Below are 24,600 nucleotides of genomic sequence, written 5' to 3'. Positions count from 1 at the left end.
CGCCCCAGCGAGCAACGCGCCCGTAGGGCCTTCGAAGAGCTTTTCCCGGGCATGTCGCTGCATCTTCTCGAATCCGGCACCCAGGCGCTCGCCCTGGCGATCCTCGCCTGCCGCAGCGGGCGCGATACACAGGCCAGTGAGGTGATCGTGCCGGCCTACGGCTGTCCGGACCTGGTCAGCGCATGTCTCTTCGCCGGCGTGACGCCGCGGCTCGTCGATGTCGCCGCGGACCACTGGGCTTACGACCGGATTCAGCTCGAGCGCAGCGTTTCCGAGCGCACTCTGGCAGTGCTCGCCGTGAACCTCCTCGGCATCGGCGATGATCACGCCCAGTTGCAACGCTTCGCAGCCTCGCGCGGCGTAGCCCTGATCGCCGACAGCGCGCAGCACATACCCAGGTGGTCACCGGGCGAACAGCCGCAATACACCGTCCTGAGTTTCGGACGCGGCAAGCCGGCCAACGCGCTCCGCGGCGGCATGCTCGTTGCCAGGGACGCACAAGAAATCACCGCCCTCTCGTCGATGGGCGAGCAGTTGAAAGAATTCGCGATGAGCTCGCGGCTGGCGGCGATCGCCTTCAACGCCGCCACGCATCCACGCCTTTACGGCTATACCTCACGATTGCCCGGACTCGGCGTGGGCGCGACGACGTTCAAGCCCCTGACGAGGATCAAAGCGCTGCCTGCTTCGGCATGGCGACAGGTCGGTGCTGCGTTGATCCAATACAACGCCGAACCTGCGGACAACCTGCGGGTCTGGCGTGCTGCTTTCGACGAATGGTCAGTTCATGGCCTGACCGTACTTCGCTCGACTGAGCCAACGATAGCGGGGCGCCATCTGCGCCTGCCACTGCTCGCGCAGGACCGTGACCACCGCGATCGACTCATCGAAACGTTACAAGAGCAAGGTCACGGTGCAACGCACCTGTACGGCGCGCCTCTGCCGCAGATCGCAGGTGTCCCGGAGATCGTCGCGAGGCAGGGACCCTTCCCGAACGCAAGCCGGCTCGCCGACCGATTGTTGACCCTGCCGACACATGCGCACGTCACCGAGGCCACCGTACAGCGCGTGAGCGCGGCGATCCGAGGCTCGGAACATGCGTGAAGCTGCAAAGCGGATTGCTCAAGGCAAGTCACAAAGCGCCACGTGCGTTCTGCACAATTGCCTGCACTGGTCTACACTGGTTTACACTGGGTCGATTCGATGGCTTTGTCTGCCGACGCACGCGCTGAAACATTTCGCTGCGCGGTCAACTCGAACGGGGGTGGCCAGTTGACTCTGGCTTAGCGATGCATGGCTCAACTTCTCGAAAAAGACCAAGAGGCCGATCTGATCCAAGGGGAATTCTTCACCGACGGCAAGACCTTTGTCTTCCGCCTCAAGGACACGCCACTGTCCGGCACGGGCAACTCGCCAGCAGAAGCTTTCCAGGATCTGGTGCGAGTGGACGCCGCCGCCGGGGCGCTGAAGCACAAGCTGCAGACTCTGCAGCGCGAGCAGCGCGGTGAGCTGGTACGCGCCACGATCATTCGCATGACGATGATCGGTCTGATCACCTTCGGTGTGCTCGGTGGCGCACTCGTGGGAGCAGCCGCTCTCGCTCCGCGAGTCATCGCAGACATGGTTCAGATCACGACCGAGAAGCTCGGCAATCGGCTCGCCGCGATGTCTCCGGAGCAGGAACGCAGCATCGGCCACCTGGTTCAAAAGCTGAGTGCCTTGTGCAACGCCCCGACGGCCACACCCGAGATGCCTGCGTCAGCGCCGGACCTGCCGGAATGAAACTTATCGGCCTCGACTGGAACCGCGCACTGGCATATGCCGCCTTCGCCGCAGTCGCCGTCTGGCTCGTTCTCGCGTTGTCTACCTGGGGCGATCTGGTCAACGGCCCACGGTTCGGTTCCCCCTGGACCACCTACGGCTACGGCCAGGATTTGTTGTCCTTCACGGGCGTGCAGCTCGCCGCGATCGTTGCAACGCTGGCCTTGCAAGTGGCCGCCGGGCTCATCGGATACGCCTGGATAGTCCGCCCTCTATGGGGCGAGCGTCACGTCGCCTCGAACGCATGCCTGTTCTTCGCCGGCATCGTTCCCGGCTCCTTCCTGCTGATCGCGTTGACGCGCATCGTTACCGTACTCCTGCCGAATTCACTGGCGCCGGCTTTCATCACCGCTGCCGCCGGGTGCGCCTGCGGATACATCCTGTTCGACGGCTGGAAGCGCAAGGGACCCGGCGCCCTGCGCATCGATTGGCGCCTGACGGGCTGGCTCGCGCTCGTGCTCGGAGCCGCGCTCATCTATTCCGTGCACGTCGATCGGGCGCACGTGGTCGGCGAAGGCAGCGTCTGGTTCATCAACCACATCTTCCTGACCCAGGTCCATGGCATCGGCGCACCGGGACACTGGCCATTGATATCGCAACACTACGACGAGGCTGCGCTGCTGTACCCGATCGTTTACGGCTGGATGGATCCCGGCGCGGATGCAAGTCGCACCTTGACCTTCGTCTACTGGATCAAGCTCGCGTTCGGGCGCGTCGGCGTGGTCGCTTTGACTTACGTCGCCGTCCGTAGCCTTGCGGTGGATCGACTGAGCGCTGCGCTGCTGGTGGCGTTCGTGTGCTGCGCCTCGCTGTCGCTGAACCCGTTTTCCTCGCGGTTGTTGTTCGATTCCCTGAGCCCGCTCGGCTACACCCTGCACATATCACGCTTCCTGGTTGCGGTTCTGCCGCTGGTACTGGTTGCCGCGATGGCTGCCATCGATCGCAAGCCGTCGCCCATGGCATGGGTGCTCGCCTTGCTGATGGGCCTGGGTCTTTCAAGCATGCCGTTTCATGTCGTGCTCGTCCTGCTCTGGGGAGTAATGGTCGGAGCGCTGACGGCGCTCGCCCCCGGCGCGGCTCGCGCCTCGGAAATGTGGCGAGCAGCCTGCCTGGCAGCGCTGTTGATGCTGGCCGCGTTCACAGTGACATACGGGGTTGCGGACATTCCCGATCAGGTCCAGTTCGGCACACTGCTGGGTACTGCGTTGCTGGCTGCCGTCATCATGATCTGGGGGCTGCTACGCGCAAGGGCTCATCAACCGGAGTCTCCGGCTGGCGGAACTTTCGCGCTCACGGCTGCTGCGGCGCTCTGCATCGGGTGCGTACTCGGCCTGCTGCTGTTCGGCAACGTTTTTTTGAACAGCGTATGGCCGACCCTCGGCAGTATCTGGCCATGGTCCGGCGTCGAGATTGCAGACCGCTTCTCCGAAGCGATGTACAAGCCGGTACTGCAGCTGAGCCAGTCGCCTTATTGTTACGGCGGCTATGAATGGGGCTTTCGGAACCTCACCGGACATTGCGCCTCGCTCGGCATGTTCGTGCGCACCTACGGGCTCCCTCTCGTGGCAACGACCGCCGTCCTGGGCTGGACGCTCTGGAGGCAGCCGAGCGCCGAAGGTTACTCCGAACGCACACTCACGCTCGTGCTGTGGGCGCTCGCCCTATGCTTGATCGCTCAGCCCATCGGCTTCGCACTCTACGATTTCGTCTCCGCACCCGGTGAGTCGTACACCGCGAACCATCAGCTGGCCATCTGGCTGCGTTCGCGATTGCTGGAACCGTGGTTCTACGGCGGGGCGCTGCTGGCACTGAGCCTGCTGCTGCGGAACGCATCGGCACGCACGGTCGTATGGATACAGTCGGGCATGCTGGCGGCGATCGCACTGTTCGCGCTCATTCCCTTGGTCGCCCCGGCGCAGATCGTGGCGAACTTCGCCTACCTTTTTGGATCGCTGCTGGGACTCTAGTGTTGCCGACCGTTCGGACGGCAGCACCTTGCTTCGCGTTATATAGACAATATGCGATTTCTCATTCAGGGCTTTAGCATGCGTCGGATCCTGATCGTCCTTGCGCTCGTGAGCATCGCCGCGGCCGGCATCAGTTATCTATGGCCTGCTGCCTCATCCATGCCGACGCCGCCGGCCTCGACGCAGTCGTTCCGCGATTGCGACGCCTGTCCCGAGATGATCGTCATACCCGCAGGGTCCTTCGTGATGGGCGCGGAACCTACGTGGTGGGAGCGTGATTTGACGCTGGACGCACAACCGCGGCGAACCGTGACGATCACGCGGCCGTTCGCTGCCGGCAAATTCGAGGTCACGCACGACCAATGGAACGAATGTGTTCGCAACGGCGGCTGCAACGGCTATCAGCCTGATGACGCCGGCTTCGGACGCGGCGAGCGTCCGGTTCTGAACGTATCCTGGCAAGACGTACAAGCCTACGTGCAGTGGCTATCCGCTCGCACCGGCGCCAGCTATCGCCTGCTGACCGAAGCTGAGTGGGAGTATGCTGCGCGCGCAGGGACAGACACGCGGTATCCCTGGGGCAAGCGTGCGAGCCATGACTATGCCAACTACGGACGCCGCAAATGCTGCACTGGGGCTACAGCGAAGCGCGATCAATGGGAGAACACTGCGCCAGGCGGGCAGTTCCCCCCGAACAGCTTCGGCCTGCATGACATGCACGGCAACGTCTACGAATGGGTCGAAGATTGTTATGAGCCGAGTTATGCGAATGCGCCCGTCGACGGCAGCGCCGTGCGGAAGGCAGACTGCAAACGGCATGGCATACGCGGCGGCGCCTGGTACAGCAATCCTGGCCGCGTCACTTCGGCTTATCGCGCCTACCAGACCCCGGACAAGCGCGATCGCGTCATCGGCTTTCGTGTCGCGAAGACGCTCTGAGCTCAGGAAACGAGAACCGACCTCAGAGCTGCGGCGCTTCTCCGGCACGGAAGCGCTCGACCTCCTCCGGCACGCCCAGCGGGATGACCGCCTGCACGGGCACGTCGTGGATGAAAACCTCGTCGCCTTGCGCGATCAGCGTGTTATACATCGGCGCGACATAGGCTTCGCCTTTTTCCATGCGTGTCCGATCGGCGTAGTGACAGGCGTAGATCTCCGCGTAACGCTCGAACGAAGAGAAATAATAAAGACCGATAGTCGCATGCCTGGAGATGCGCTGCTTCTCACGCACTTCAGTAACGCGTCCCTGCTGATCGGCTGCGGCGAAACTCCAGGCATCGCCCTTTGCCTCGAAGCAAGGAATCCACCCCGCGCCGCGCACGGCATGCGCCGGCAAAGCATCGGGATGGACAAAAGTGTCGATGTTGTAGATCAACATCGGCGCGCGCGGTTCCTCGATCGCAGGGCGCGCCAGCATCGCACTGGTCGCCTGCCCGTCAGTTGGCGTATCCAACTGCACCAGCCCCAGGCTGACGATCCCGAGGGCGCGAGCCTCGCTGCGTATGAAGTCTTCGGCCTGATCGGCACCACGAACCACGAAAGTGAACGGCGCACCCTGCTCGATGAAACTGCGCAAACTCAGCATCGACCAGGCGAACAGCGAGCGTCCGTGCACCACGATTCGATATTTCGGCACGGTGTAGCCTGCATCGAGAAAGCGCCGTCCGAAGCCCGCCATCGTGATGACGACGCTGGTCAAGACTGATCCTCCCCGACGAGCTGGCAGATCTGCTGGTACGACAGACGCGTGAACTCGTCCGGCCGGATGGCCTTGTCGTCCACGTAGAAACCGCCCTTGCCTGCCCACGGCTTGCCGACGTGGACCTCGTCATAAGGAATTTCGTGGCGATCGAGCCAGGCGAACAGCAGCTTCAGGGTATTGGCATTGATCAGGCCAATGTTGCCGCTGTACGTATTCATGTTGCGCGAGGTGGCGAGGATCACGTAGAAGCCGCGAGCTCGATACTCCCGCAATGTCGCCACGACGTCCGGTGCCGGCGCAACCTCGTCGTAGGCTTGGTCGGGCCGCTTCTTGTGACACAGCGTGCCGTCCACATCGATCACGATACAGCGCTCTCGCCGGATCATGTGTTCTTCCTCCCCTCGCCTGTCAATTCGTCGAGCAGGTTCGCAGCGTTGATCGCGAACCCCAGTACCTTGCGCGGCCGGTCGATGTGCAATGGCATCATGGAAATGAACAGGCTCGCTTCGCACAGCCGCGTCAGCTCGAAGTCGTAGCCGGCCCGGGTCAGGTGACGGCGAAACAGCTCGGCGGCCCAGGGCGCCGGCGGATTCTCGATCTGCAGGCGCAGGTGCAAACGTTCGTCCACGTGGATGTCGAACTTGCCGAGGTTGATGAAATCGTAGTTGCCCACCACCGAGTGCGACAGCTTGGCGATATCGTAGTAGGGATCGGTGTAGAGATCCGCTTCGCTCTCCGCCCCGCGCGGATCGATCAGCTTCAGATACTGGCTCGATTTGGAATACAGCACATTGGAGAAGCACGGATCGCCGTGCCCGGCAACCAGCCGGTCGCACGGCAGGCGTCGGCGCATCCTGTCCCAAAGCGCCAGATATCGGTCCACGAGTGCGGCGATTCCTCCGCAAGCCCGCTCCAGCAGCGGGCGCAGTGCTGCATATTCGGGTGCACGCTCGAGCATTTCGATACGCGAGCGCACCTTGTCCACGTAAAGCGCCTGCTGCACCGCGTGCGCCTCCGCCTTGGCAGCGCGACGCTCCGAGCGAATCGAGAAGAAGTGAAAAATATGCGCCAGGAAGCGCTCGAACTCTGCAGGACTGAAGGCAGCGTGCATCCACTGCAGCGCCATGTCAGGCACACACAGTCGCTCCATGCGATAGCTGGCCGTCGTGCCGTCGTCCTGGAAGTCGAACGGCTGCACCAGGAACATCTGCATCTGCGGCGGCACCAGCCGATAGAAGTCGAACTCGCGCTTCATCTTGGCGCGGTCCCGGGAGCGCTTGGTGACCGTGTACTCGTCGTGCGCGATGGCGTTGAAATGCCGGGCATCGAACTGTCCGGACAGAAAATCCAGCAGCGTACGTTCCTCGCTCACGTCGATGAGACGCACGCGATCCCGCACCTCGACGAAAGCCTCCGCGTACTGATCGAAGAAGCCGGCAACATCGCGCTGCTCCTGCTTGAGCAGGAACTGCGACAGCAGTCCGGTCCGCATCAGCAGCCAGCCGCTACGGTCCCGTGTTCCTTCCACTGGCACATACATCGCGGTCGGCACGTACTGCAGCTGCTTGAGAAATACACTCAGGGCATCCTCGGAGCTGACGGGCACGATGTGCGACGCGCAGAGCAGGAAAGTCTCCTCGAGGTCCGCCTCGCGCAGGCGCTCGAGCAAAGCGGCGCGTTCGGCAACCTCATGCAGATGGACGAATTGCGCGCCCGCCGCCGCAGCAAGCGAGCGCATTGCTTCCAACCGCGAACGTCGTTGGAAGACCAGGCTGCCATATCGGTCCACACCGACCAGGGCACGCAGCCCGGCCGGAACGACCGCGGTATCGTCGTAGATCAGATGCAGGCTCATGTGCGTAACCGCAGCCGTACATAGTGAGCCGCTGCGATCAGTCCGCAGACCAATAGCGGCACTTGGGTGGCGGCCATATAGCTCAGCAGCTGCGCCCCACCTGCCCCGCGCTGCCCGGCATCCAGATCGAGCAGATGCAACAGCGTCTCGCCACGAGTAATTGCCGAAAGGAATGCCAGCAAGCCATCCAGCGCCATGTTGAGACTCCCGCCCACCGCCGGAAGCGCGAGCGCGAAGCTGATCAGCTCGCAGCCCCAGATCAGCACGGTCAGCGTGGCCAGTGAAGCTACTTTTTCCTGCAACAGTCGCGGCGCCTCGAGAATCGCGCGGCGTACCGTATCGATCCCATGCAGCACCGGCACGGTCGCTTTCGAGTCGTGACGGCGCACGATGAAAACCGCCAGCCTGCGCAGGTTGTCCGGAGCGAGGAAGATGATGATCGCCGTGACGGCGATGAACGCGGCCGCCAGTGCCACCACCGCGCCAAACTGTGGGAGCGCACCGGACACGTTGCTCAGCGCCAGGACCAGCATCGCCAGAATCACGATCGTGTCGAACGCCCGCTCACACCAGACGATGACGATCGCCCGCACCAGGCCACCGGCGATGTTGGACAGCTCCAGCACCCGGTAGACCTCGCCGAGCTTCATGGGGATCGCAAGGCTCACGGCCGATGTCGTCAGATGAAAGCTCGCGAGGTCGCGAAAGCCGATGCGCCAACCGCCGATCAGTAGTGCCAGACGCAGGATTCGCAGGCCATGCCCGGTCAGATAGGTGCCGGTAGCAAGCAGCAGGAGCGAGACCGTGGGTTGCCACTTCAATGTGCCCAATGCGCTCGCAAGCTCGCTGCCTGCCAGCGCCACTCGCACCGCCAGGTAAACCAGCGCCAGGAGAGCCAGCAGCAGCAGCGTGCGGCCGAGCACGACCGACAGGTCGGCACCGAACACCCGCAACTGCGTGACGCGCACACTCACGATACACGCTCCAGCGCGTCGTGACTGAACACGACGCGGTAACCATATCGCCCCTCGGGTCGGCCCGAGTGGTCCGTTTCCAGAAAACGCCGGCGATCGAAAGCATAGGCGGCAGCGATGCCGAGCACACGCAGGGACTGCCGCACCAGCTTGACGTTCGAGATCTGATCGTCCTCGCGCCACTCGAGCGGAAAGAAACGAATGCGCTGCCGGCCGGCGATCGAGCCGAGAATCATGTGGTAGTTGAAGGTCAGGTCGTTGGCGTGCCGCAGCCAGGCCCGATCGCTCAGCGAACTGACCGCGTAGACATTGAGCCCCGAGCCGAGGTCGTAGATACGCTTGCCGGCCGCCAGCGAGTAGATCGCATTGAACACCCGGTTGCCGAAAGTACGCAGCGGCGAGTATCCGCTCAGCCGCGAGCCCTTCATGAAGCGCGCCCCGAGCAGGCAGTCGACCTCGCGATGGGCGCCGGCTCGCAGCAACGGCGCCAGATCGGCAATGGAGCCCTGATCGTCCCCGTGCAGCACGATCACGTAGTCGAAGCGATTCGTCAGCGCATAGTCGAACGCAACCTTGTGCGAGCCGCCCAAGCCGTAATTGTCATCGTTGAGCAGCACCTTGGCTGCGATGCCATCGAGCTTCGACAGCGCCGCCACGGCCGCCGCCTGCGTGCCATCGCCGCTGCGATTATCGACGACGATGACCTCGCTCAACAGCGCCCGCACGTCCGGCGTCAGCTGCGCGAGCACGCGCGGGATCTGCGGGGCGCAGTTGTAAGCTGGAATGAATAGAAGGACGCGGCCCTCGCGCCGTTCGCGCGCCCCAGCAACCTCCCGCCCCATTGCAACTGCCATCTCAAGCCTTTTTCGCAGTAATGAAAGCCATGCACAGGTAGTTGGCCGTGAAGGTCACGGGCAACACCAACCCCTTGGCGAGGATCGGAGCCGCTCCGTGCGCAACGATCGAGTCGACGGCCCACGAGGCCAACGCGACCGCCGCCGCCTGATAGCCGAGATAGATACAGAACAAAGGCAGCAGAAAGCGACCCTCGTAGGCAAAGATACGCCTGGCCGATACAAAGTACACGAAGGTGACGGCGAGGGCGGCCGAAATGAGATTGGCGAAGCCCGCTCGCATGCTGGCCTGCACCAGGCCGAAGAACAGCACGACATCGATCGCCAGGCCGGTTCCCGAAACGACCGCGAACCGCAGCACGCTGAGCACCCGCCGACGCGGCAATAGTCGATCCAGTCGCGCTACGACCATCGACAGCCCTCATCGACGCCGATCGTCATAGTTGTCGGACCGCACCCGGGCAAAGACATCTCCCCTGCACACTTGGGCAATCGTCCCGCCGTGCACTGAAAATATATGCTACCCCTGCGCGCCGCCTCCGTGACACGGCCCACGTTTTCATGCCGACTGTAAGCACGTGTCCGGAAAGCGCGCCATCGTGGATCCAGAAGCACGTCCGGGGGGTAGCCCCGGGTGGACCTGGGTAGATTGCGCAACAGAACAACCGACAACGGTTCGAGCGTGCCGACTGTCAAGTTCACCGACACCAGAACCGCTTTATTTCCAGCCTCGCAACACATTTGAAACCCTTGAACGTAACTTTCGAGCTGAAGCGCAGAGACGCAAGTCACGGATGGCCACTTTGGATTTGTCTATACTACGCATGCGATGCCGAACTCGGGATACAGCCGGCAATGAGATCGTCGAGCGAGCTCGGCACGTCAAACACACACGGCATTGCAGTCAGGCATCTCGGCATGCCCGTGACTGACACCCGGCCGGGCCGTCACAGCCCGAACGACGGTCGCTGGTTCGCGTGACGAGGTTGCGGTGGTATTCCACTCCTTACAGTTTCTCACCTTTTTCGCGGTCGTCGTGGCCGTCTACTTCGCGGCCCCGCTACGCTCGCGCTGGATCGTGCTGCTCGGCGCCAGCCTGTACTTCTACGGCGTCAGCGAACCGTTCTATCTGGTGCAGATCCTGGCGGCCACCGCGCTGAGTTTCTGGCTGGGCCTGAAGATCGAAGCGGCGCCAGACAAGCCGGCCAAAAAGCGGCTGGTGACATTCGGCATCGTGGCACTCGCCGCCAATCTGATCGTCTTCAAGTACACCTCGTTCTTCAACGAGACCCTGCGCTCGCTGTTCGGCATGGCCGGGTGGTCGTACTCCATACCGGTGCTGCAGATCCTGCTGCCCATCGGCATTTCGTTCTATACCTTTCAGCTCATCGGCTACCTGGTCGATGTGTTTCGAGGCTCCAAAGCGGAGCATCACGCGGGACGCTTCGCGCTTTTCGTGACCTTCTTCCCCAAGCTGGTCGCCGGCCCGATCGAGCGCGGCAAGAACCTGCTGCCGCAATTGCATCTGGAGCACCGCTTCGACTACCAGCGCACGGTGGCCGGCCTGCAGCTGATCCTGTGGGGCGCGTTCAAGAAGGTGGTGGTAGCCGACCGCATCGCGCCCTTCGTGCAGCAGGTCTACGACCAGCCCCACGCGCATGACGGTGTCGCCATGACCCTGGCGACCTGGCTGTACGCGTTCCAGATCTACTGCGACTTCAGCGGCTACACCGACATCGCGCTGGGCGTGGCGGCCATCTTCGGCTACCAGCTGATGCAGAACTTCAACCGCCCCTACTTCGCCACCTCCATCCAGGATTTCTGGAAGCGCTGGCACATTTCGCTCACTTCCTGGCTCACCGACTACATCTACACGCCGCTGACGCGTCAGCGCGTGTTCAAGATGAAGTTCTACAACCTCATGCTGCTGGGACTGTTCGTCACGTTCCTGGTGAGCGGTTTCTGGCATGGTGCGCAATGGACGTTCGTCGCCTGGGGCGCGCTGCATGGCCTGTACATCGTGATCTCGCTGCAGACGCAGAAGCAGCGCGTCGCCTTCTGTAAAGCCATCGGCCTCGCCGCACGGCCCACACTGCATCGGCAGGTGAAGATCGCCGTCACCTTCACGCTCGTGTGCTTCGCCTACATCCTGTTCCGCGCCAACAGCATGGCCGATGCGCTCTACATCATGTCCCACCTGCATACCGGCTGGACCGAAGGGGTTTGGGCAGTCAAGGATTTCGTCGGCGACAACCATTCGGAGTTTGGCCTCGCGTTGCTGGGTATCGCCTTCGTAATGGCGGTGGAGACGGTGCAGGGCAAAGTTGACGTGGGCGCGACGCTCGCGAAGCGCCCCTGGCTGCGCTGGAGCACCTACTACGCCGGTGCTGTAAGCATCGCGTTGCTCGGGGCCTACTACGGCATCGGGCAGCAATTCATCTACTTCAGGTTCTAGATGTCCGCCACCGCTCCCATCGATCGCAACACCGTGCAAGACACATCGTCCGCCGATGTGGCACGGCCTCGTGGCAGCGCGCTCGCGCTCATCGGCAAATGCCTGCTGCTGGGCCTCGCGACCGTTGCCACGGTGCTGGCCCTGTTCCTGTTCGTGCCCGAAGGCAACGACTACGCGGAGGCGACGCTGCTCAAGCACGGGCGCCTGGCGGCCCTGCCCGGCCCGCGGATCATCCTGGTTGGCGGATCGAACCTCGCCTTCGGCATCGACAGCACGATCATCGAACGCAACACCGGCTGCCGGGTCGTGAACATGGGCATGAACGGTTATCTCGGCGTGCAATACATGCTGTCCGAGGTTCGGCCGTTCCTGCACCGTAACGACATCGTGGTCGTCGCGCTCGAGTACGACAACTACCACAAGGCCATCGGTGGCACGCCGTCCGATCAGCTCATGATCGTAAAAGCCAATCCGGCTGCCTTCACCTATCTCGACGCCGACCAGCGCAAGGCGGTATTGAGCACGATTCCATACGTCGCCCAGCAGAAGATGCTACGACTGATGCGGGATGGTCTCGGTAACGCGTGGCTGCGCCTGTTCAATCCGGAGGGCGGCAAGGGCCCGAACATCAGTGAGATCGAATCGCTCGCCGGATTCACCGAGCACGGCGACCTGATCAGCCATCTGAACGTCGATTGGCCCGGACACCGCGAAGACGGCATCGACATGACGGGCACGCCGCGCGATCCGCAGGTCATCCCGCTGCTACAGCAATTCACCAGCGACGTCCGCGCCGAAGGCGTCAACGTACTGATCTCCTATACCCCGGTGATCGACTCTTTCTATCGTCGCCACCAGCGCAGCATCGACGGACTGTACGAGGAGCTCAAGCATGCTCCGCAGCTCACGGTGCCGAGCCCGCCGACGGCCTTCGTCTATGGGGAGGATCTGTTTTTCGACACGGTCTATCACCTGAACGCGGCCGGCCGGGTTCTGCGCTCCGAGCGGCTGGCGCGGGACATCGTCGGGCAGTTCGACACACGCACCATCTGTGCTGGCCAGCACATGACAACCACTGAGGCATCCGAATGAGCGAACAGCAGGTTTTCGAACACATCAGCACCATCGTCACGCGCATCCTGAGCGATAAGGGTCAGTCGCCCGCGACGCTCACCCCCAGCACGGAGTTGCTGGGAGGTGGTGTCGGCATCGATTCGCTCGATCTGGCCATGCTGGTTCGCGAGCTCGAAGAGGTCATGGGCTTCGATCCTTTCGAGAACGGCTTCATCGAGTTCCGCACTGCCGGCGAGCTCGCCAAGCTCTACGTCAGATGAGCTCGCGGATCGGACAGGCGAACGTCGGACTGGACCTGCGCGAGGGCGACGCAGCCCCGCTCGCGTTCGTCGGCACGCAGTGTGTAACGCGCGGTGAGCTCAAACACCGTGCGGACGCACTCATGTCCATGCTCGCGCAGCATGCAGTTCAACGCGCCATGGTCCTTAGCGATGATCCGGTGGACATTCTGCGATCGATCGATGCGTGCAACCGCGCAGGTGCGGACCTATACATCGCACATACGAACCTGGCGCGCGAGCACATCGACGAGATCGTAAAATCCCACGCCATCCAGGCGATCATCGGTGCCACGGACACGTTCCAGGCAGCGGAATCTACAGGCGCAACACCCGCCGGGCGCATCTACATGATGACGTCGGGCACCACCGGTCGCCCGAAAATCGCCACGCACACGCTGCAATCCCTGCTTGGCAGGGTACTCGCGAGCGCACAGTATCCGGGAAACCGCGAGGCCCGCTGGCTGCTGACTTATCAGCCCACCGGTTTCGCCGGTGTGCAGGTCATCCTGACGGCGGCCCTTGCACGGGGAGCGATCGTGACCGCCCCCCAGCGCACTCCTGCCGCCTTTTACGAAGCAGCCAGGCAGGCACAGGTCACGCAGATCAGCGGCACGCCCACCTTCTGGCGCTCGTTCCTGATGCTCGCCTCCCAGAACGAGATTCCATTGCGTCAGATCACGCTCGGCGGCGAGGCCGCCGACCAGGCCACACTCGACCGGCTCAAGCGGAAATTTCCGCAGGCGCGAATAACGCACACCTATGCCTCGACGGAAGCCGGTGTGGTTTACGCCGTGCACGACGGGCGGGAAGGATTTCCGAGCGCCTGGCTGGAACAGCCCAATCAAGGCACGCAGCTGCGGATCCGCGACGGCTTCCTGCACATCAAGACAGCCAATTCGATGCGCGGTTATGTGACCGAAACGCGCCAGCCGCTGCTCGAGGATGGCTGGCTCGTCACCACCGATCGAGCCGAGATCCGCGGCGATCGCGTGTACGTGCTGGGCCGCGATGACTCGACCATCAATGTCGGCGGCTCGAAAGTCTATCCCCTGGCCGTCGAGACGTTCCTGCTCGGCCTGCCGGAAGTGGTCGAGGCCCGCGTATACGGCGTCCCCAATCCGATCAGCGGATTCCTGGTCGCTGCGGATGTCGTGCCGGCTCCAGATCAGGAAGCGGCGGCCGCCCGCACGGCGATCCTGACGGCCTGCCGCGAGCGGCTGCCCGGTTATCAGGTTCCCCGCATATTGAAGCTCGTCGACTCCATCCAGGTCGGGGCTTCCGGCAAGAAAGGTTGAATGTGAACACCACCAGACACGTGATCGTTACCGGCGGCAGCCGCGGGCTCGGCGCAGCGATGATCGAAGGCCTGCTGGCCGATGGTTATCGAGTCTCCACCTGCAGCCGCTCGAAATCGGAGAACATCGAGCGATTGCTGGCGCATCCGGAGTACGGCCGCAGATTTTTCTGGGGCCCGTGCCAGGTCGGCGAGGCCGAGCAGGTCGATGCGTTCGTCCGCTCCGCCGTCGCCTGGGCCGGCGAGGATGGACTGTACGGCCTGGTGAACAACGCGGGTATCGCCCAGGCCGGCATCCTGGCTTCGTTTCCAAATGTCGAGAGCGAGAAGATCCTCAAGATCAATCTACTCGGCGCCATCCAAATGGCGCGCGCGGCGGCCGATCATCTGTTGAAGCAGCGCGGCGGGCGCATCATCAACATCAGCTCGATCATCGGCAGCCGCGGCTACAACGGCCTGGCCGCCTACAGTGCCTCCAAGGCCGGCATGGACGGTTTGACGCGAGCCCTGGCTCGCGAGCTGGGACGGCGCCAGATCACGGTCAACAGCGTTGCCCCCGGTTACGTGAAAACGGAAATGTCCTCGACGCTCAACACCGGGCAAATTGCACAAATCCTGCATCGAACACCGTTGGGCAGGCTGGCGTCCGAGCAGGACGTGCTGGCAGTGGTGCGCTTCCTGCTGAGTGACGGCGCCGCCATGGTGACGGGCCAGACCATTCTGGTGGATGGCGGCGTGAGCTGCTGAGCATATGACTGGGGGTGCAGCGTACATGGCATCTGAAACCATGGCATCGGGAACCGCGACCTTCGAGAGAACAGTTTCGCAAGGCGAGTGCTCGCAGGTCTATGTCGATCTCGACGGAACGTTGATCCGCAGCGATCTGCTGCTGGAGAGCGCACTGGCATTCCTGCGCCATGCGCCATTGCGCATTTTCTCGCTCGTCGTATGGGCGCTGCGCGGCCGGTCGTACCTCAAAGCGCGGCTCGCCGAGCATTTCGATCTCGATCCGGCCATCCTGCCGTATCGAACCGAGCTGATCAGCTATCTGCGGGAGCTGAAGCAGAGCGGCCGGAACCTGGTGCTCGCAACCGCGTCCGATGAGCGACTGGCACAGCGCGTGGCTTCACACCTGGGACTTTTCAACGGGGTGCTGGCGAGCTCCGAGGCAAACAACCTGAAGGGCAAGAACAAGCATCAGGCCATCGAGGCGCACTGCGGCAATTCACCGTACGTCTACATTGGCAACGACTCGTCCGATCTGCACATCTGGAAACATGCGCAGGCCGGTGTGCTCGTCAACGCCACGCGCCGCACGGCCGACCGCGCGCGCCACCTCACTAACATCACCGCCGAGTTTCCACGCGAGCCGGTCCGCTTGTCCGCCTACATCAAGGCGATTCGGGTCTATCAATGGTCGAAGAATCTCTTGCTGTTCGTCCCCCTGATCACCGCCCACCTGTGGTCGAACCTCGAAGCGATCGTCCACGTGCTGTTCGCCGCCTTCGCCTTTTCACTGTGCGCATCGAGCATCTATCTCATCAACGACTTGTTCGATCTCAGTTCCGACCGGGCACACCCGCGCAAGCGTTTCCGGCCGATTGCAGCCGGCCTCGTGCCGATCGGCAATGCCGTCGCACTGTCGGTAGCACTGCTGTTGCTGGGGCTGATCGTAGCGGCGCAGCTGAGCCCGCTGTTCCTGGGCGTGACCGTGGCATATGTGGTGACAACCCTGGCATACAGCCTGAGCCTGAAGACTTACGTACTCATCGATGTCATCACGCTGGCCGGCCTGTACACCTTCAGAATCATCGGTGGCGCGGTCGCGCTCGCCGTCGTACCGTCGTTCTGGCTGCTCGCTTTTTCGATGTTCATCTTTCTCAGCCTCGCATTGGTCAAGCGCTGCTCGGAGCTGCAACTGCTGTCGAAGAGCCAAGGCACTGCGACGCGCGGCCGCGACTACATGACCAGCGATCTGGGCGTGGTGCAGACGATGGGTGTGGCCTCGGGCTTCGCGGCCGTACAAGTGTTCGCTCTGTACATAGACAGCGACGAAGTGGCGCGCCAGTACTCTCACCCGGAGATGTTGTGGCTGCTGTGCGGGACCATTCTCTACTGGCTCGGGCGCATGTGGATCAAAACGGCGCGCGACGAAATGCACGACGATCCGCTGCTGTTCGCAGCACGCGACCGCGGCAGCCTGATCATGGCGCTGCTGTCGATGGCAATCGTGTTCGCGGCGGTCTGAAGCCATGAACCTCAGAATGCTGGCCCTGGCGATCGTCAGCGTTGCATTGTCAGCGCTGGCGCAGATGGCGTTCAAATGGGGCATGTCCCAGGCCGCGGTTCAACACGCGGTGGCCGCTTCCAGCTCCGCACGCTGGATGCAGACCCTGCTGCCCATTGTCACGAGCCCGGCGATCATCGCCGGTTTCGCCCTCTATGCGGGCAGTGCGCTGCTCTGGTTGTTCGTGCTGGCGCGCCTCGACCTTTCGGTCGCCTATCCATTCGTCGGCCTCGGCTTCATCCTCACGATGCTCGCCGGAGCACTGCTGTTTCACGAGCCGGTCACCACCACCCGTATCGCGGGCACCCTGCTGGTGTGCGTGGGCGTCTGGCTAGTGGCTCGCTCGTGACAGATCAACGACTGTTGAGAACTGGTTCGTTATAACGATTGAACGATTACCGTACTCTTGAATGGGTAGGCGCTGAATGTTGTCAAGACTTTCGACACGCTTTGCTTCGGTCTGGCGTTGATTCGGTCTGGCTGCAGCAGCACACCAAACAACACGCTGTATGACACAGTATCCCGTCCCCTACATCTCGCCCTCGACGCGGCCGGGTCGGATCGCAGTCGCGGTCCTGTGGCTGGTCGTGGCGCTGTGCCTGGGCCGGATCGCCACCGCGAGCGGCGATTACCAATGGGATTTTCGGGTATTTCACGCCGCCCCGGCGGCGCTGGACAGTGGCAGCAATCCGTACGACAAGATGGCGCAGCTGGCCATCCCGGAGCACCTCTCGTACCTGTATCCACCAATCGCGCTGCATGCGTTCCGCCCCTTCAGCGCGCTGCCGTTCGAGATTGCCTATCTTTGCTGGTTCTCGTTCAAGCTGCTGGCACTCGCCCTGTTGCTCCGCTTGTGGCATCGGCACTTCGAGCCGCTGGATTCCTCGGTACTGGTACTCGCGTTTCTCACGTTCGGTTTTAACGCGGCGATCCTGCGCGACATGACCGCGGGCAACATCGCCATCCTCGAGCAGCTTGGGTTGTGGACCGCGTTCTACCTCATCGTGAAGGGCCGCTCGTACAGTGCCGCGGCCATCATCGCGCTCGTCGCGCAGTTCAAGCTCATGCCGGTGGTATTTCTGGGCCTCTTGCCATTCGTAGGGCCGGCACGCGGCTGGAAACCTCTGCTGGCTGGTGGCGGAATCTTCGCAGGTGTGTTCTCGCTCAACTTTCTGTTGATGCCGCAAATGATGAGCCACTACCTGGAGTCGTTCGGCGCCGTGAACCCGAACCTGGACGAACGCGGCGAGATCAACCCGTCCACTCTCGCCTTGCTGCGAGACATCGTCGACGTCGTCAGCAAGTCCGGCGTCGCCACACCTCCATGGCTCGCCGATGCTGCGTTTCTGATCTTCGTCACAGGGCTCGCCATCGTGCTGCTGTGGGCGTTGCGCAAATATGCGACCAGAATCGCCAGCATGGATCCGCGCTGGCTCATCTACATCGGCTGTCTGCTTTACGTACTGACGATGCCACGCGTCAAGGACTACACATACATGATCCTGCTGATACCGGCGCTGTTCGCACTGCGCCGGGTTGCATGCGGGCCGGTCGTGCCAGCTCTCATTCTGCTGCTGTTCCTGCCGCCTGCCGACTCCTATGTGCCGGGCTTCGGCAGCTTCCTCCCGTGGCTGCAGTCGTATGTGCCATGGATCGCCGCTTGCTGCCTGCTCTATTTCACCATTGATTGGCTCGCGAAGTCCGTGCCGCATGACAAGCGTATCTAGCCCCGTTCGATTGCCGGGCGTGGTCGCGCGCCTGCTGGATTCCCGCGTACTGCGCTGGTTATTGCTGGCACTGTTCGTAGCCGTGCTTGCAAAGAGGCTCGCGGCACTTCATGGGTTGGGCACGGATTCCTGGGGAGCGATGCGCGCGGCGCTGGACTTCCTGGACAGCCACGATGCCGGCAATCTGTTCCAAGTGGTGTTCTTCGAAAACGGCATCAAGTTCCAGTATCCGCCTAGCAGCCTGCTGTTCATCGAGCCGCTGCATGCGGCCGGCCTCGACAGCAACCTCGTTCTAAATTCGATCAACTTCATCGCCTACGGCCTGAACGCCGTGGTGATCGCATTGCTGGCGGGTCGCCTGGCGACGGGCTGGTTGTCCTCCGCGCAGGTGCAGACGGTGCGCAGCGCTGCGCTGCTGCTGGCGGTGATGTACGAACCGATCGTGCTCGGTTATGCGATCGGCCAGATCCAAGTGTTCCTGAATCTGCTCTTCAGCGCCTCCTGCCTGCTGCTGGTTTCCGGCCGCGAACGCTCATCCGGCGTCCTGCTGGGCCTGGCGACGACCATCAAGCCGCAGTTCGGCCCGCTGCTGCTGACGCAGGCTGCTTTGAAGCGAGGCAATTTCGTGCTCGGCTTTCTGGCATGCGCGGCTGCCGTCGGGCTGCTGTCCCTGTGGCGCTACGGCTGGGACAGCCATGTGTCCTACCTGAAGGTGCTGCAGTTTCTCTCCGAACGCGGCGAGGCCTATCATCTCAATGCCTCGGTCAACGGCATCGCGCATCGCGTGCTGGGCAATGGCTCGAGCTTCGAAGATGTCGCCACCATGGGCATCCTGCAATCCGCACTGCCGCCTTTTCACCCGGTCGTGGCGATTCTCACCAGGATCGCCATGATCGGCTTTCTCGCCATCCCGTTCCTGGTCCTGTGGCGGGTGCATCGCGCGGCGAACGAGCTGCTGGTGTTTTGCCTGGCGGCGACCTGCTTCGTGGTCGCCTCGCCGATCGCCTGGATCCATCATTACGGCATTCTGCTGCCGGTTTACCTGATCGTGCTGAGAGACGTCTGTCACGATCGACGGCGGACGGCTCCGTCTGTCGTCCTGCTCGCGATATCCTTCCTCCTGACGGGTGGGCGCTTCCCGGCCCTGCGTGAGGCGGAAGGCTGGCAGGTGCTGTTGCAGCCGGCCAGTCTGGTGTTCGCCGGCGCCTGCCTGCTGGTCGGCATCCTGGTTCGCCGGACGTTGGTCACGAGCCGTTCGTACGAACCCGGAGCGGCGGCCAGCGTGGACGTTCTGCCCGCGAAGACCTGAAGCTTTCGACGATCCAGCATGGAGCCTGTGTATTGACCTCCCCCTCTGAACTCCTGCCCGCGCAACGGAAGGCCGCGTTACTGATTGGAGTGCACGCATATCCGGACCCGGCGATCGGCTCGCGACGCATGTCGGAGCTCGCTCGTCATCTTTGCGAGCGGGGATGGCAGGTGGACCTGATCGCCCAGGCCGGCCCATTTCCCCGCTCCGGCGGTGAACTCGCCCCGGGCGTCCAGCGGCATGATATCGAGCTCCCCGACCCTCTCAGTCGCTCCGTGCTGCGGCTCCTGCGACGACGCAAACCCGCGGAGCAGGCTCCTGAGCCGGCACAGGCCGCCAGCCAGAGCACCGAGGGCGCCGCTCCAGCGCCGCCATCGACGGTCGCCAGACTGATTGAATGGGCGCGATTCCATTACTTCCGCGTCACCGTTTGCGTGGACAGATACAAGCGCTGGAGCCTGCACGCTGCGCGGCGGCTGTCGGCTCTCAGCAAGACACATCGCCCTGCGGTGATTTTTGCCTCCGGCCCTCCGTTCTCGCCGCTTGCCGGCGCAGCATTGGTGGCGCGTCTGCGCCGGATACCGCTCATCATCGACTTGCGCGATCCGTGGCTGAACTGGAGTGCCGTACTTCCGCGCGACTACAAAGGATTCCGCCGCAACGTGGACGCCGTGCTCGAGCGCTTGTGCATCAGGCTAGCCGCGCACGTAGTCACGACCTCGCAGCGTCTGACCCAGCAACTGCAACAGCGCTATCCGAAGCATGCGACCAAGATCGTCACGATTCGCAACGGCTACGAGGACAACATGCTGATGGAGCCGCCGCAGTACTCGGGCCGGCTCACCATGCTCTACGCCGGAACGATCTACCTCAATCGCAACCCGCTGCCGTTCTTCGAGGCGCTGTTGAATCTGCGCAAAAGCGGTCGCATCGACCCGCAACGCATTCGCGTTCAGTTCGTCGGCGACTGCAACTATTGGGAGAACCTCGACCTGCGGCAGTGGCTGCGCGAGCGGCAGCTGGATGAGATCGTCTCGCTGCGCGATCCCGTCCCCTCGTCACAAGTCGCCGAGCTGATCCGCGAAGCCAACGTGCTGATCAACTTCGCACAGAAGCAGCACGACTCGGTCCCGGCAAAGCTCTTCGAACAGATTGCCTCACGCCGCCACGTGCTGCTGTTCACCGAGGCCGACAGCGAATCGGCCATTGTCGCGGGCAATTCTGCGCAGGTGCTGCGCGTGGATTCCGATATCGCCGAGATCGAGACAGCCATTTGCCGTCTGTACGCGCAATGGGTCGATGGCGATACGACGCCAACCATAGACGACTCGTATCTGGCGAATCTCGGGCGGCGCCGCGCCAACGAGCATCTCGAAAGGCTGCTCGCGTTTGAGCATACAGCCGCATGACATTCTCGAGAGCGACCGACGCCAATTCGCAGCGCGTACCGTTCATCACCTGGGAGCACCACCGTCGCTCCGAGGGCCTCGCGCGTGAGATGAATCTGGAGCTCATCGTACTCACGAGCGAGCGCCGCGGCCTGTTGCGCTACCTGGCACTGCTGCCCAGAACGGCACTCACGATCGCCAGGCTGCGGGCCAGCTGGATCGTGGTTCAATGCCCTTCCATCGTGCTCGCCGTGCTGGCCGTGTTGCTGTCCAGAGTGCTGCGCTTCAAGCTGGCCATCGATGCGCATAACGAGGCAGTCGAGCCGTTCATTCACGACAATGCCCGTATGCGACGACTGACTCGCTGGTTGCACCGGCGCGCCGATCTCATCATCGTAACGAACGAAGCGCTGGCAGATATCATCCGCGCCAACGGCGGAACACCCTTCGTGCTGCCCGATCCGCTGCCAGTGCCGGCGAAGATCGATGGCACGCATGAAACAGACAGGGCTTTGCCGCTGCTCACCGTGATCTGCACCTATGCGCCTGACGAGCCGCTCGAAGCAGTGGTGGCAGCCTCCAAACTGATGCAGACCAAGGCGCAATTTGCTTTGACGGGCAACGAGCGTCGCGGCCGCAGCCGTCTCGGAGAGCTGCCGACGAACCTGCGCTTCACAGGCTTTCTGCCAGAACCCGAGTACTGGCAGTTGCTGGCCCGGTCGACAGTCGTAGTCGACCTGTCGATGATGCCGCACTGTCTGGTCTGCGGCGCTTACGAAGCGCTGTCTCTCGGCGTTCCATTGCTGCTGACAGACGATCCGGCAGGACGCGAGGTGTTCGGGCCGGCCGCACTGTTCACACGGAACGATGCTGCAGCCATCGCTGGATGCATGGACCAGGCGATCGCACAAGCCGCGGAGCTGCGCAGTGCAGCTGCCGACTACCGCCTCACCTACCAGGCACGCTGGCAAGCGACCGCAAGCCAGCTCATCGAACGCCTCCACTCGTAGAGGTCCATCCAGTGAGCACTGATACAAACGGCGGAATCAAGATCGCGGTCGTACTGTCCGCCGTGCTGGGCAACCGCACCATCAGCACCCGACTGCTCGAATCGCTGCAACGACTCGGCCGCACGCTCGAGAATGAGATATGGCTGATGAACGAGGACTATCGGACCTATCGCGCCCCCGGCTTGATCCGACGCTTCTCGACACTGGAAACCGCGCATGTGACGAGCCGGAAGCTGGCTGACATTGCCGGCCCATCCCCCGACGTCGTGATCGTCAATGGCTATGAGCTTGCGCTCGCCGCACAGCGACGCTTTCGCGACTCGCGGCTGGTCGTGGCGCTCGATGCAACGCCCGGACTGGTATGGCGGCTGCACGGGCAAACCGGCGAGCCGCTCCTGCGCCGAACGCTCAAGTATCCGCTGGCGCAGTTACAGCACGCACAATTCGCGCGCTTTGCGGCCAAGGTCTGGCACTGGCTGCCGATCTCGAATTTCTGTCGCGACTCGCTGACCGACACCTATCGCGTGCAACCGAAAGCCTGCCATGTGATGCGCGCACCGCAAGTTGCTATTGCCGATATGAGCGCTACCGTCGTGCCGGCCCGCCAACGACGGCGCCTGCTGTTCGTTGGAAACGATTTTCTTCGTAAGGGTGGTGATCGACTGTTGCAGGCGATGGGCAATCAGCTCGCTGCCACGTGCGAGCTGACGATCGTCTCCAACGACGCCACCATCGGATCCCTCGCCCTGCCCTCGAACGCACGTTGGCTGCGCGGCATCCAGGGGCCGGAACAGATGGGTTCGGTGTATCGCGAGCACGACCTGCTGGTGCTGCCAACGTCTTACGACATCTATCCGAACGTGCTGTGCGAAGCGCTGGCGCAGGCGACCCCATTCCTGGCCACCGGCCTGCCCGGAATCCAGGAGCTGATCGGCGAAAGCAACGCCGGCTGGACATTGCCGCTGCACGCGAGCCCGGAACAGATCGCCGCGGCCGTGATGGGAATTGACGATCTTGCGGCAGCCCGGCCTCGCGCGCTCGCGTATGCGCGCGAGAACCTCACGACCGCTGCGCTGGACAGAAGCTTGAGCGAAATCCTCGCCGCGGCTTCCGTCAGCTCGCCGCAGCCGGATCACCCCGGCCAAGCACTCGCTTGACCATGCCCAAGGTTTCATCGCGGCCGTCGCGATCCAGTATCGACAAGGCAACCCAGTAAGCAGCCACGCCGGCGGCGACCTGTGCAGCAACGCGCACGACTGTCGGCGCCGAAGCAAGCAACGGCTCGATGCCGAACTCGATCAGCAGCATCATGGCTGCCGCCGCAATCGCCGCGCCGCGCACGTGCTTCAGATACTCCCGCAGCGGCATGTTCATGATGCGCAGTGCGATCAGGGTCGCCCAGATGGACGCCACCGGTATCGCGACCGCCCAACCGATGCTGACACCGAGCAGGCCCCAGCGGCTGCCGATGAGCAATCCCGCACCGACGATGATGAAGGTCTGCACCAGCAAGCGCATCGAGACATCGCTGCGACCGAGCGCGAGCAGCACCGGCGAGCCGATGGAAGTCAGCATGCGCGCCGGCATCGCGAGCGACAGAATCGCCGCCGGCAACCCAGCCGACAGCCATTTCTCGCCGAGCAGCAGATACATCACATCCGGGGCGACCGCGGCCAGGCCCCAGAAAATCGGGAACGCATAGATCGCGGTGATCCTGAGCGCCTTGCCATAGCTGGCACGCACCCGCTCGATGTCATCGTTGATGGCCGAGAAGGCCGGGAACGACACCTGGTTGATGACTTCCATGGCCTTGTCGAGCGGCAGGCTGGCCAGCAGCTTCGCCGTGGAGAACGCACCCAGATCGTGCGCGCCGAGGCGCTTGCCGATGATGAAGCTGTCGAACTGGCCGTACCAGTACCACAGGCTGCGCTCGCCGAAGATGAACACGGCGACGCGCATGATCGGGCGCAGCGGCTCGAACTTGAAGCTGGGCGGGAACGTGATCGGACTGTACACGTTCAAAACGGCGATACGAACGATGGTGGCGACGAGCGTGCCGATCAGCAGCGCCCAAGGTCCTGGATAGAGCCAGGCGAGGAGCAGCGTCACGCCGGACTGCGCCATCGCGGAGATCAGCCCCGCCAGCGAAATCTCGCGGAACTGCAGCCGTTGTGAAAGCAACGCATGAGGAATCGTGCCGAGAATGGAGATGGGGAACTGCAGTGCCGTGAACTGCACCATCGGTCGCAGCGTCGGCTCGCCGAAGAATTCGGCGATCCATCCCGCCGAAGCGATCAGCGCCGCACAGCACGCCAGGCTCAGCAGCAGCACGGCGCCGAAGGCGCTGCGTAGCACGGTCTCTGAGTTCAACCGCGACTGCACCAGGGCCGCGCCGAGACCGAGCTCGGAAATCACGCCGGCATACATGACGAAGATGCCGGTGAGCGAGACCAGGCCGTAGTCTTCCGGGGTCAGCAAGCGCATCACGACGATGGTGACCGACCACGCCATGATCTGCGTGACCAGACGCACGAAGGTTGCCCAGCGCAGACCGTGCATCACACGGTCCGCCAGATTCGTCACCATCGCGGCACGCGCCCTG

23 protein-coding genes are annotated in these 24,600 nt (G+C 63.0%); 16 read left to right on the top strand and 7 right to left on the bottom strand.

Annotated features, from left to right (window positions below; genetic code table 11):
• Nucleotides 1-51 precede the first annotated feature (51 nt).
• The 4 genes from VGE08_RS13755 to VGE08_RS13740 all read left to right on the top strand — a co-directional run bounded on the left by VGE08_RS13755 (nt 52) and on the right by VGE08_RS13740 (nt 4,727).
• On the top strand, nt 52-1,104 hold the full coding sequence (locus VGE08_RS13755) for a DegT/DnrJ/EryC1/StrS family aminotransferase (protein ID WP_331068467.1): 1,053 nt from the start codon (nt 52-54) through the stop codon (nt 1,102-1,104).
• Nucleotides 1,105-1,293: 189 nt separating this feature from the next.
• Nucleotides 1,294-1,782 carry a hypothetical protein gene (locus tag VGE08_RS13750; RefSeq protein ID WP_331068466.1) on the top strand — a complete coding sequence of 163 codons (489 nt, stop codon included), beginning with the start codon at nt 1,294-1,296 and terminating at the stop codon, nt 1,780-1,782.
• Nucleotides 1,779-3,788 (top strand): hypothetical protein, encoded by a 2,010-nt coding sequence (locus VGE08_RS13745; protein ID WP_331068465.1) that lies wholly within the window; start codon nt 1,779-1,781, stop codon nt 3,786-3,788. The genes VGE08_RS13750 and VGE08_RS13745 overlap by 4 nt, the downstream gene beginning before the upstream one ends.
• Before the next feature lie 78 nt (nt 3,789-3,866).
• Entirely contained in the window at nt 3,867-4,727 is an 861-nt protein-coding gene (locus VGE08_RS13740; RefSeq protein ID WP_331068464.1) for a formylglycine-generating enzyme family protein, read from the top strand.
• Nucleotides 4,728-4,749: 22 nt separating this feature from the next.
• Here the strand turns inward: VGE08_RS13740 and VGE08_RS13735 are convergent, their stop codons facing one another.
• Genes VGE08_RS13735 through VGE08_RS13710 form a run of 6 tightly spaced genes read right to left on the bottom strand, consistent with a single transcriptional unit; the run spans nt 4,750 to nt 9,585 of the window.
• Nucleotides 4,750-5,487, bottom strand: coding sequence for a glycosyltransferase family 2 protein (locus VGE08_RS13735; RefSeq protein ID WP_331068463.1), 738 nt, complete (start codon nt 5,485-5,487; stop codon nt 4,750-4,752).
• Nucleotides 5,484-5,876, bottom strand: a complete 393-nt coding sequence (locus tag VGE08_RS13730; RefSeq protein WP_331068462.1) for a capsular biosynthesis protein — start codon at nt 5,874-5,876, stop codon at nt 5,484-5,486. Before VGE08_RS13730 ends, VGE08_RS13735 begins: the two co-directional genes overlap by 4 nt.
• Nucleotides 5,873-7,345, bottom strand: coding sequence for a hypothetical protein (locus VGE08_RS13725; RefSeq protein ID WP_331068461.1), 1,473 nt, complete (start codon nt 7,343-7,345; stop codon nt 5,873-5,875). Before VGE08_RS13725 ends, VGE08_RS13730 begins: the two co-directional genes overlap by 4 nt.
• Nucleotides 7,342-8,319, bottom strand: coding sequence for a lysylphosphatidylglycerol synthase domain-containing protein (locus VGE08_RS13720; protein ID WP_331068460.1), 978 nt, complete (start codon nt 8,317-8,319; stop codon nt 7,342-7,344). The genes VGE08_RS13725 and VGE08_RS13720 overlap by 4 nt, the downstream gene beginning before the upstream one ends.
• On the bottom strand, nt 8,316-9,161 hold the full coding sequence (locus VGE08_RS13715) for a glycosyltransferase family 2 protein (protein ID WP_331068459.1): 846 nt from the start codon (nt 9,159-9,161) through the stop codon (nt 8,316-8,318). Before VGE08_RS13715 ends, VGE08_RS13720 begins: the two co-directional genes overlap by 4 nt.
• Nucleotides 9,162-9,174: 13 nt before the next feature.
• A complete protein-coding gene (locus tag VGE08_RS13710; protein WP_331068458.1) occupies nt 9,175-9,585 on the bottom strand; it encodes a GtrA family protein in 411 nt (136 codons plus the stop codon).
• 579 nt (nt 9,586-10,164) lie between these two features.
• Here VGE08_RS13710 and VGE08_RS13705 point away from each other — a divergent pair.
• From VGE08_RS13705 to VGE08_RS13650, 12 genes are all read left to right on the top strand, one after another.
• Nucleotides 10,165-11,628, top strand: a complete 1,464-nt coding sequence (locus tag VGE08_RS13705; RefSeq protein WP_331068457.1) for an MBOAT family O-acyltransferase — start codon at nt 10,165-10,167, stop codon at nt 11,626-11,628.
• Entirely contained in the window at nt 11,629-12,720 is a 1,092-nt protein-coding gene (locus VGE08_RS13700; protein ID WP_331068456.1) for a hypothetical protein, read from the top strand.
• Nucleotides 12,717-12,962 carry an acyl carrier protein gene (locus VGE08_RS13695; RefSeq protein ID WP_331068455.1) on the top strand — a complete coding sequence of 82 codons (246 nt, stop codon included), beginning with the start codon at nt 12,717-12,719 and terminating at the stop codon, nt 12,960-12,962. The genes VGE08_RS13700 and VGE08_RS13695 overlap by 4 nt, the downstream gene beginning before the upstream one ends.
• Nucleotides 12,959-14,278: a class I adenylate-forming enzyme family protein gene (locus tag VGE08_RS13690; protein WP_331068454.1), complete on the top strand. Its 1,320-nt coding sequence runs from the start codon at nt 12,959-12,961 to the stop codon at nt 14,276-14,278. Before VGE08_RS13695 ends, VGE08_RS13690 begins: the two co-directional genes overlap by 4 nt.
• Before the next feature lie 2 nt (nt 14,279-14,280).
• Nucleotides 14,281-15,024, top strand: a complete 744-nt coding sequence (locus VGE08_RS13685; protein ID WP_331068453.1) for an SDR family NAD(P)-dependent oxidoreductase — start codon at nt 14,281-14,283, stop codon at nt 15,022-15,024.
• A 25-nt stretch (nt 15,025-15,049) separates the two neighbouring features.
• A complete protein-coding gene (locus VGE08_RS13680; protein WP_331068452.1) occupies nt 15,050-16,525 on the top strand; it encodes a UbiA family prenyltransferase in 1,476 nt (491 codons plus the stop codon).
• A gap of 16 nt (nt 16,526-16,541) precedes the next feature.
• The gene (locus tag VGE08_RS13675) at nt 16,542-16,913 is read left to right on the top strand and encodes an SMR family transporter (protein ID WP_331068451.1); all 372 of its coding nucleotides are present in this window, start codon (nt 16,542-16,544) and stop codon (nt 16,911-16,913) included.
• A 160-nt stretch (nt 16,914-17,073) separates the two neighbouring features.
• A complete protein-coding gene (locus VGE08_RS13670; protein ID WP_331068450.1) occupies nt 17,074-18,291 on the top strand; it encodes a glycosyltransferase 87 family protein in 1,218 nt (405 codons plus the stop codon).
• Nucleotides 18,275-19,600 (top strand): glycosyltransferase family 87 protein, encoded by a 1,326-nt coding sequence (locus tag VGE08_RS13665; protein ID WP_331068449.1) that lies wholly within the window; start codon nt 18,275-18,277, stop codon nt 19,598-19,600. The genes VGE08_RS13670 and VGE08_RS13665 overlap by 17 nt, the downstream gene beginning before the upstream one ends.
• Nucleotides 19,601-19,632: 32 nt before the next feature.
• Nucleotides 19,633-21,009 carry a glycosyltransferase gene (locus VGE08_RS13660; protein WP_331068448.1) on the top strand — a complete coding sequence of 459 codons (1,377 nt, stop codon included), beginning with the start codon at nt 19,633-19,635 and terminating at the stop codon, nt 21,007-21,009.
• Nucleotides 21,006-21,998: a glycosyltransferase gene (locus VGE08_RS13655; protein ID WP_331068447.1), complete on the top strand. Its 993-nt coding sequence runs from the start codon at nt 21,006-21,008 to the stop codon at nt 21,996-21,998. The genes VGE08_RS13660 and VGE08_RS13655 overlap by 4 nt, the downstream gene beginning before the upstream one ends.
• An 11-nt stretch (nt 21,999-22,009) precedes the next feature.
• A complete protein-coding gene (locus VGE08_RS13650) occupies nt 22,010-23,155 on the top strand; it encodes a glycosyltransferase family 4 protein (RefSeq protein WP_331068446.1) in 1,146 nt (381 codons plus the stop codon).
• Here VGE08_RS13650 and VGE08_RS13645 read toward each other — a convergent pair.
• Nucleotides 23,112-24,584: a lipopolysaccharide biosynthesis protein gene (locus VGE08_RS13645; RefSeq protein WP_331068445.1), complete on the bottom strand. Its 1,473-nt coding sequence runs from the start codon at nt 24,582-24,584 to the stop codon at nt 23,112-23,114. The two genes, VGE08_RS13650 and VGE08_RS13645, sit on opposite strands and share 44 nt — an antisense overlap.
• Nucleotides 24,585-24,600 lie beyond the last annotated feature (16 nt).

Source organism: Steroidobacter sp. (genome assembly GCF_036406195.1).
Lineage (GTDB): Bacteria > Pseudomonadota > Gammaproteobacteria > Steroidobacterales > Steroidobacteraceae > Steroidobacter.
The sequence above is the reverse complement of the archived record's forward strand: the minus strand, read 5'-3'. Positions and strand labels throughout refer to the sequence as shown.

Excerpts from the sequence above, each read along its gene's own strand:
- VGE08_RS13675 (WP_331068451.1), top strand. The coding sequence starts at position 16,542 with ATGCTGGCCCTGGCGATCGTCAGCGTTGCATTGTCAGCGCTGGCGCAG.
- VGE08_RS13725 (WP_331068461.1), bottom strand. The coding sequence starts at position 7,345 with ATGAGCCTGCATCTGATCTACGACGATACCGCGGTCGTTCCGGCCGGG.
- VGE08_RS13680 (WP_331068452.1), top strand. The coding sequence starts at position 15,050 with ATGGCATCTGAAACCATGGCATCGGGAACCGCGACCTTCGAGAGAACA.
- VGE08_RS13695 (WP_331068455.1), top strand. The coding sequence starts at position 12,717 with ATGAGCGAACAGCAGGTTTTCGAACACATCAGCACCATCGTCACGCGC.
- VGE08_RS13655 (WP_331068447.1), top strand. The coding sequence starts at position 21,006 with ATGACATTCTCGAGAGCGACCGACGCCAATTCGCAGCGCGTACCGTTC.
- VGE08_RS13715 (WP_331068459.1), bottom strand. The coding sequence starts at position 9,161 with ATGGGGCGGGAGGTTGCTGGGGCGCGCGAACGGCGCGAGGGCCGCGTC.
- VGE08_RS13665 (WP_331068449.1), top strand. The coding sequence starts at position 18,275 with ATGACAAGCGTATCTAGCCCCGTTCGATTGCCGGGCGTGGTCGCGCGC.
- VGE08_RS13645 (WP_331068445.1), bottom strand. The coding sequence starts at position 24,584 with ATGGTGACGAATCTGGCGGACCGTGTGATGCACGGTCTGCGCTGGGCA.
- VGE08_RS13710 (WP_331068458.1), bottom strand. The coding sequence starts at position 9,585 with ATGGTCGTAGCGCGACTGGATCGACTATTGCCGCGTCGGCGGGTGCTC.
- VGE08_RS13750 (WP_331068466.1), top strand. The coding sequence starts at position 1,294 with ATGGCTCAACTTCTCGAAAAAGACCAAGAGGCCGATCTGATCCAAGGG.
- VGE08_RS13755 (WP_331068467.1), top strand. The coding sequence starts at position 52 with ATGTCGCTGCATCTTCTCGAATCCGGCACCCAGGCGCTCGCCCTGGCG.
- VGE08_RS13730 (WP_331068462.1), bottom strand. The coding sequence starts at position 5,876 with ATGATCCGGCGAGAGCGCTGTATCGTGATCGATGTGGACGGCACGCTG.
- VGE08_RS13740 (WP_331068464.1), top strand. The coding sequence starts at position 3,867 with ATGCGTCGGATCCTGATCGTCCTTGCGCTCGTGAGCATCGCCGCGGCC.
- VGE08_RS13670 (WP_331068450.1), top strand. The coding sequence starts at position 17,074 with ATGACACAGTATCCCGTCCCCTACATCTCGCCCTCGACGCGGCCGGGT.
- VGE08_RS13700 (WP_331068456.1), top strand. The coding sequence starts at position 11,629 with ATGTCCGCCACCGCTCCCATCGATCGCAACACCGTGCAAGACACATCG.
- VGE08_RS13745 (WP_331068465.1), top strand. The coding sequence starts at position 1,779 with ATGAAACTTATCGGCCTCGACTGGAACCGCGCACTGGCATATGCCGCC.
- VGE08_RS13690 (WP_331068454.1), top strand. The coding sequence starts at position 12,959 with ATGAGCTCGCGGATCGGACAGGCGAACGTCGGACTGGACCTGCGCGAG.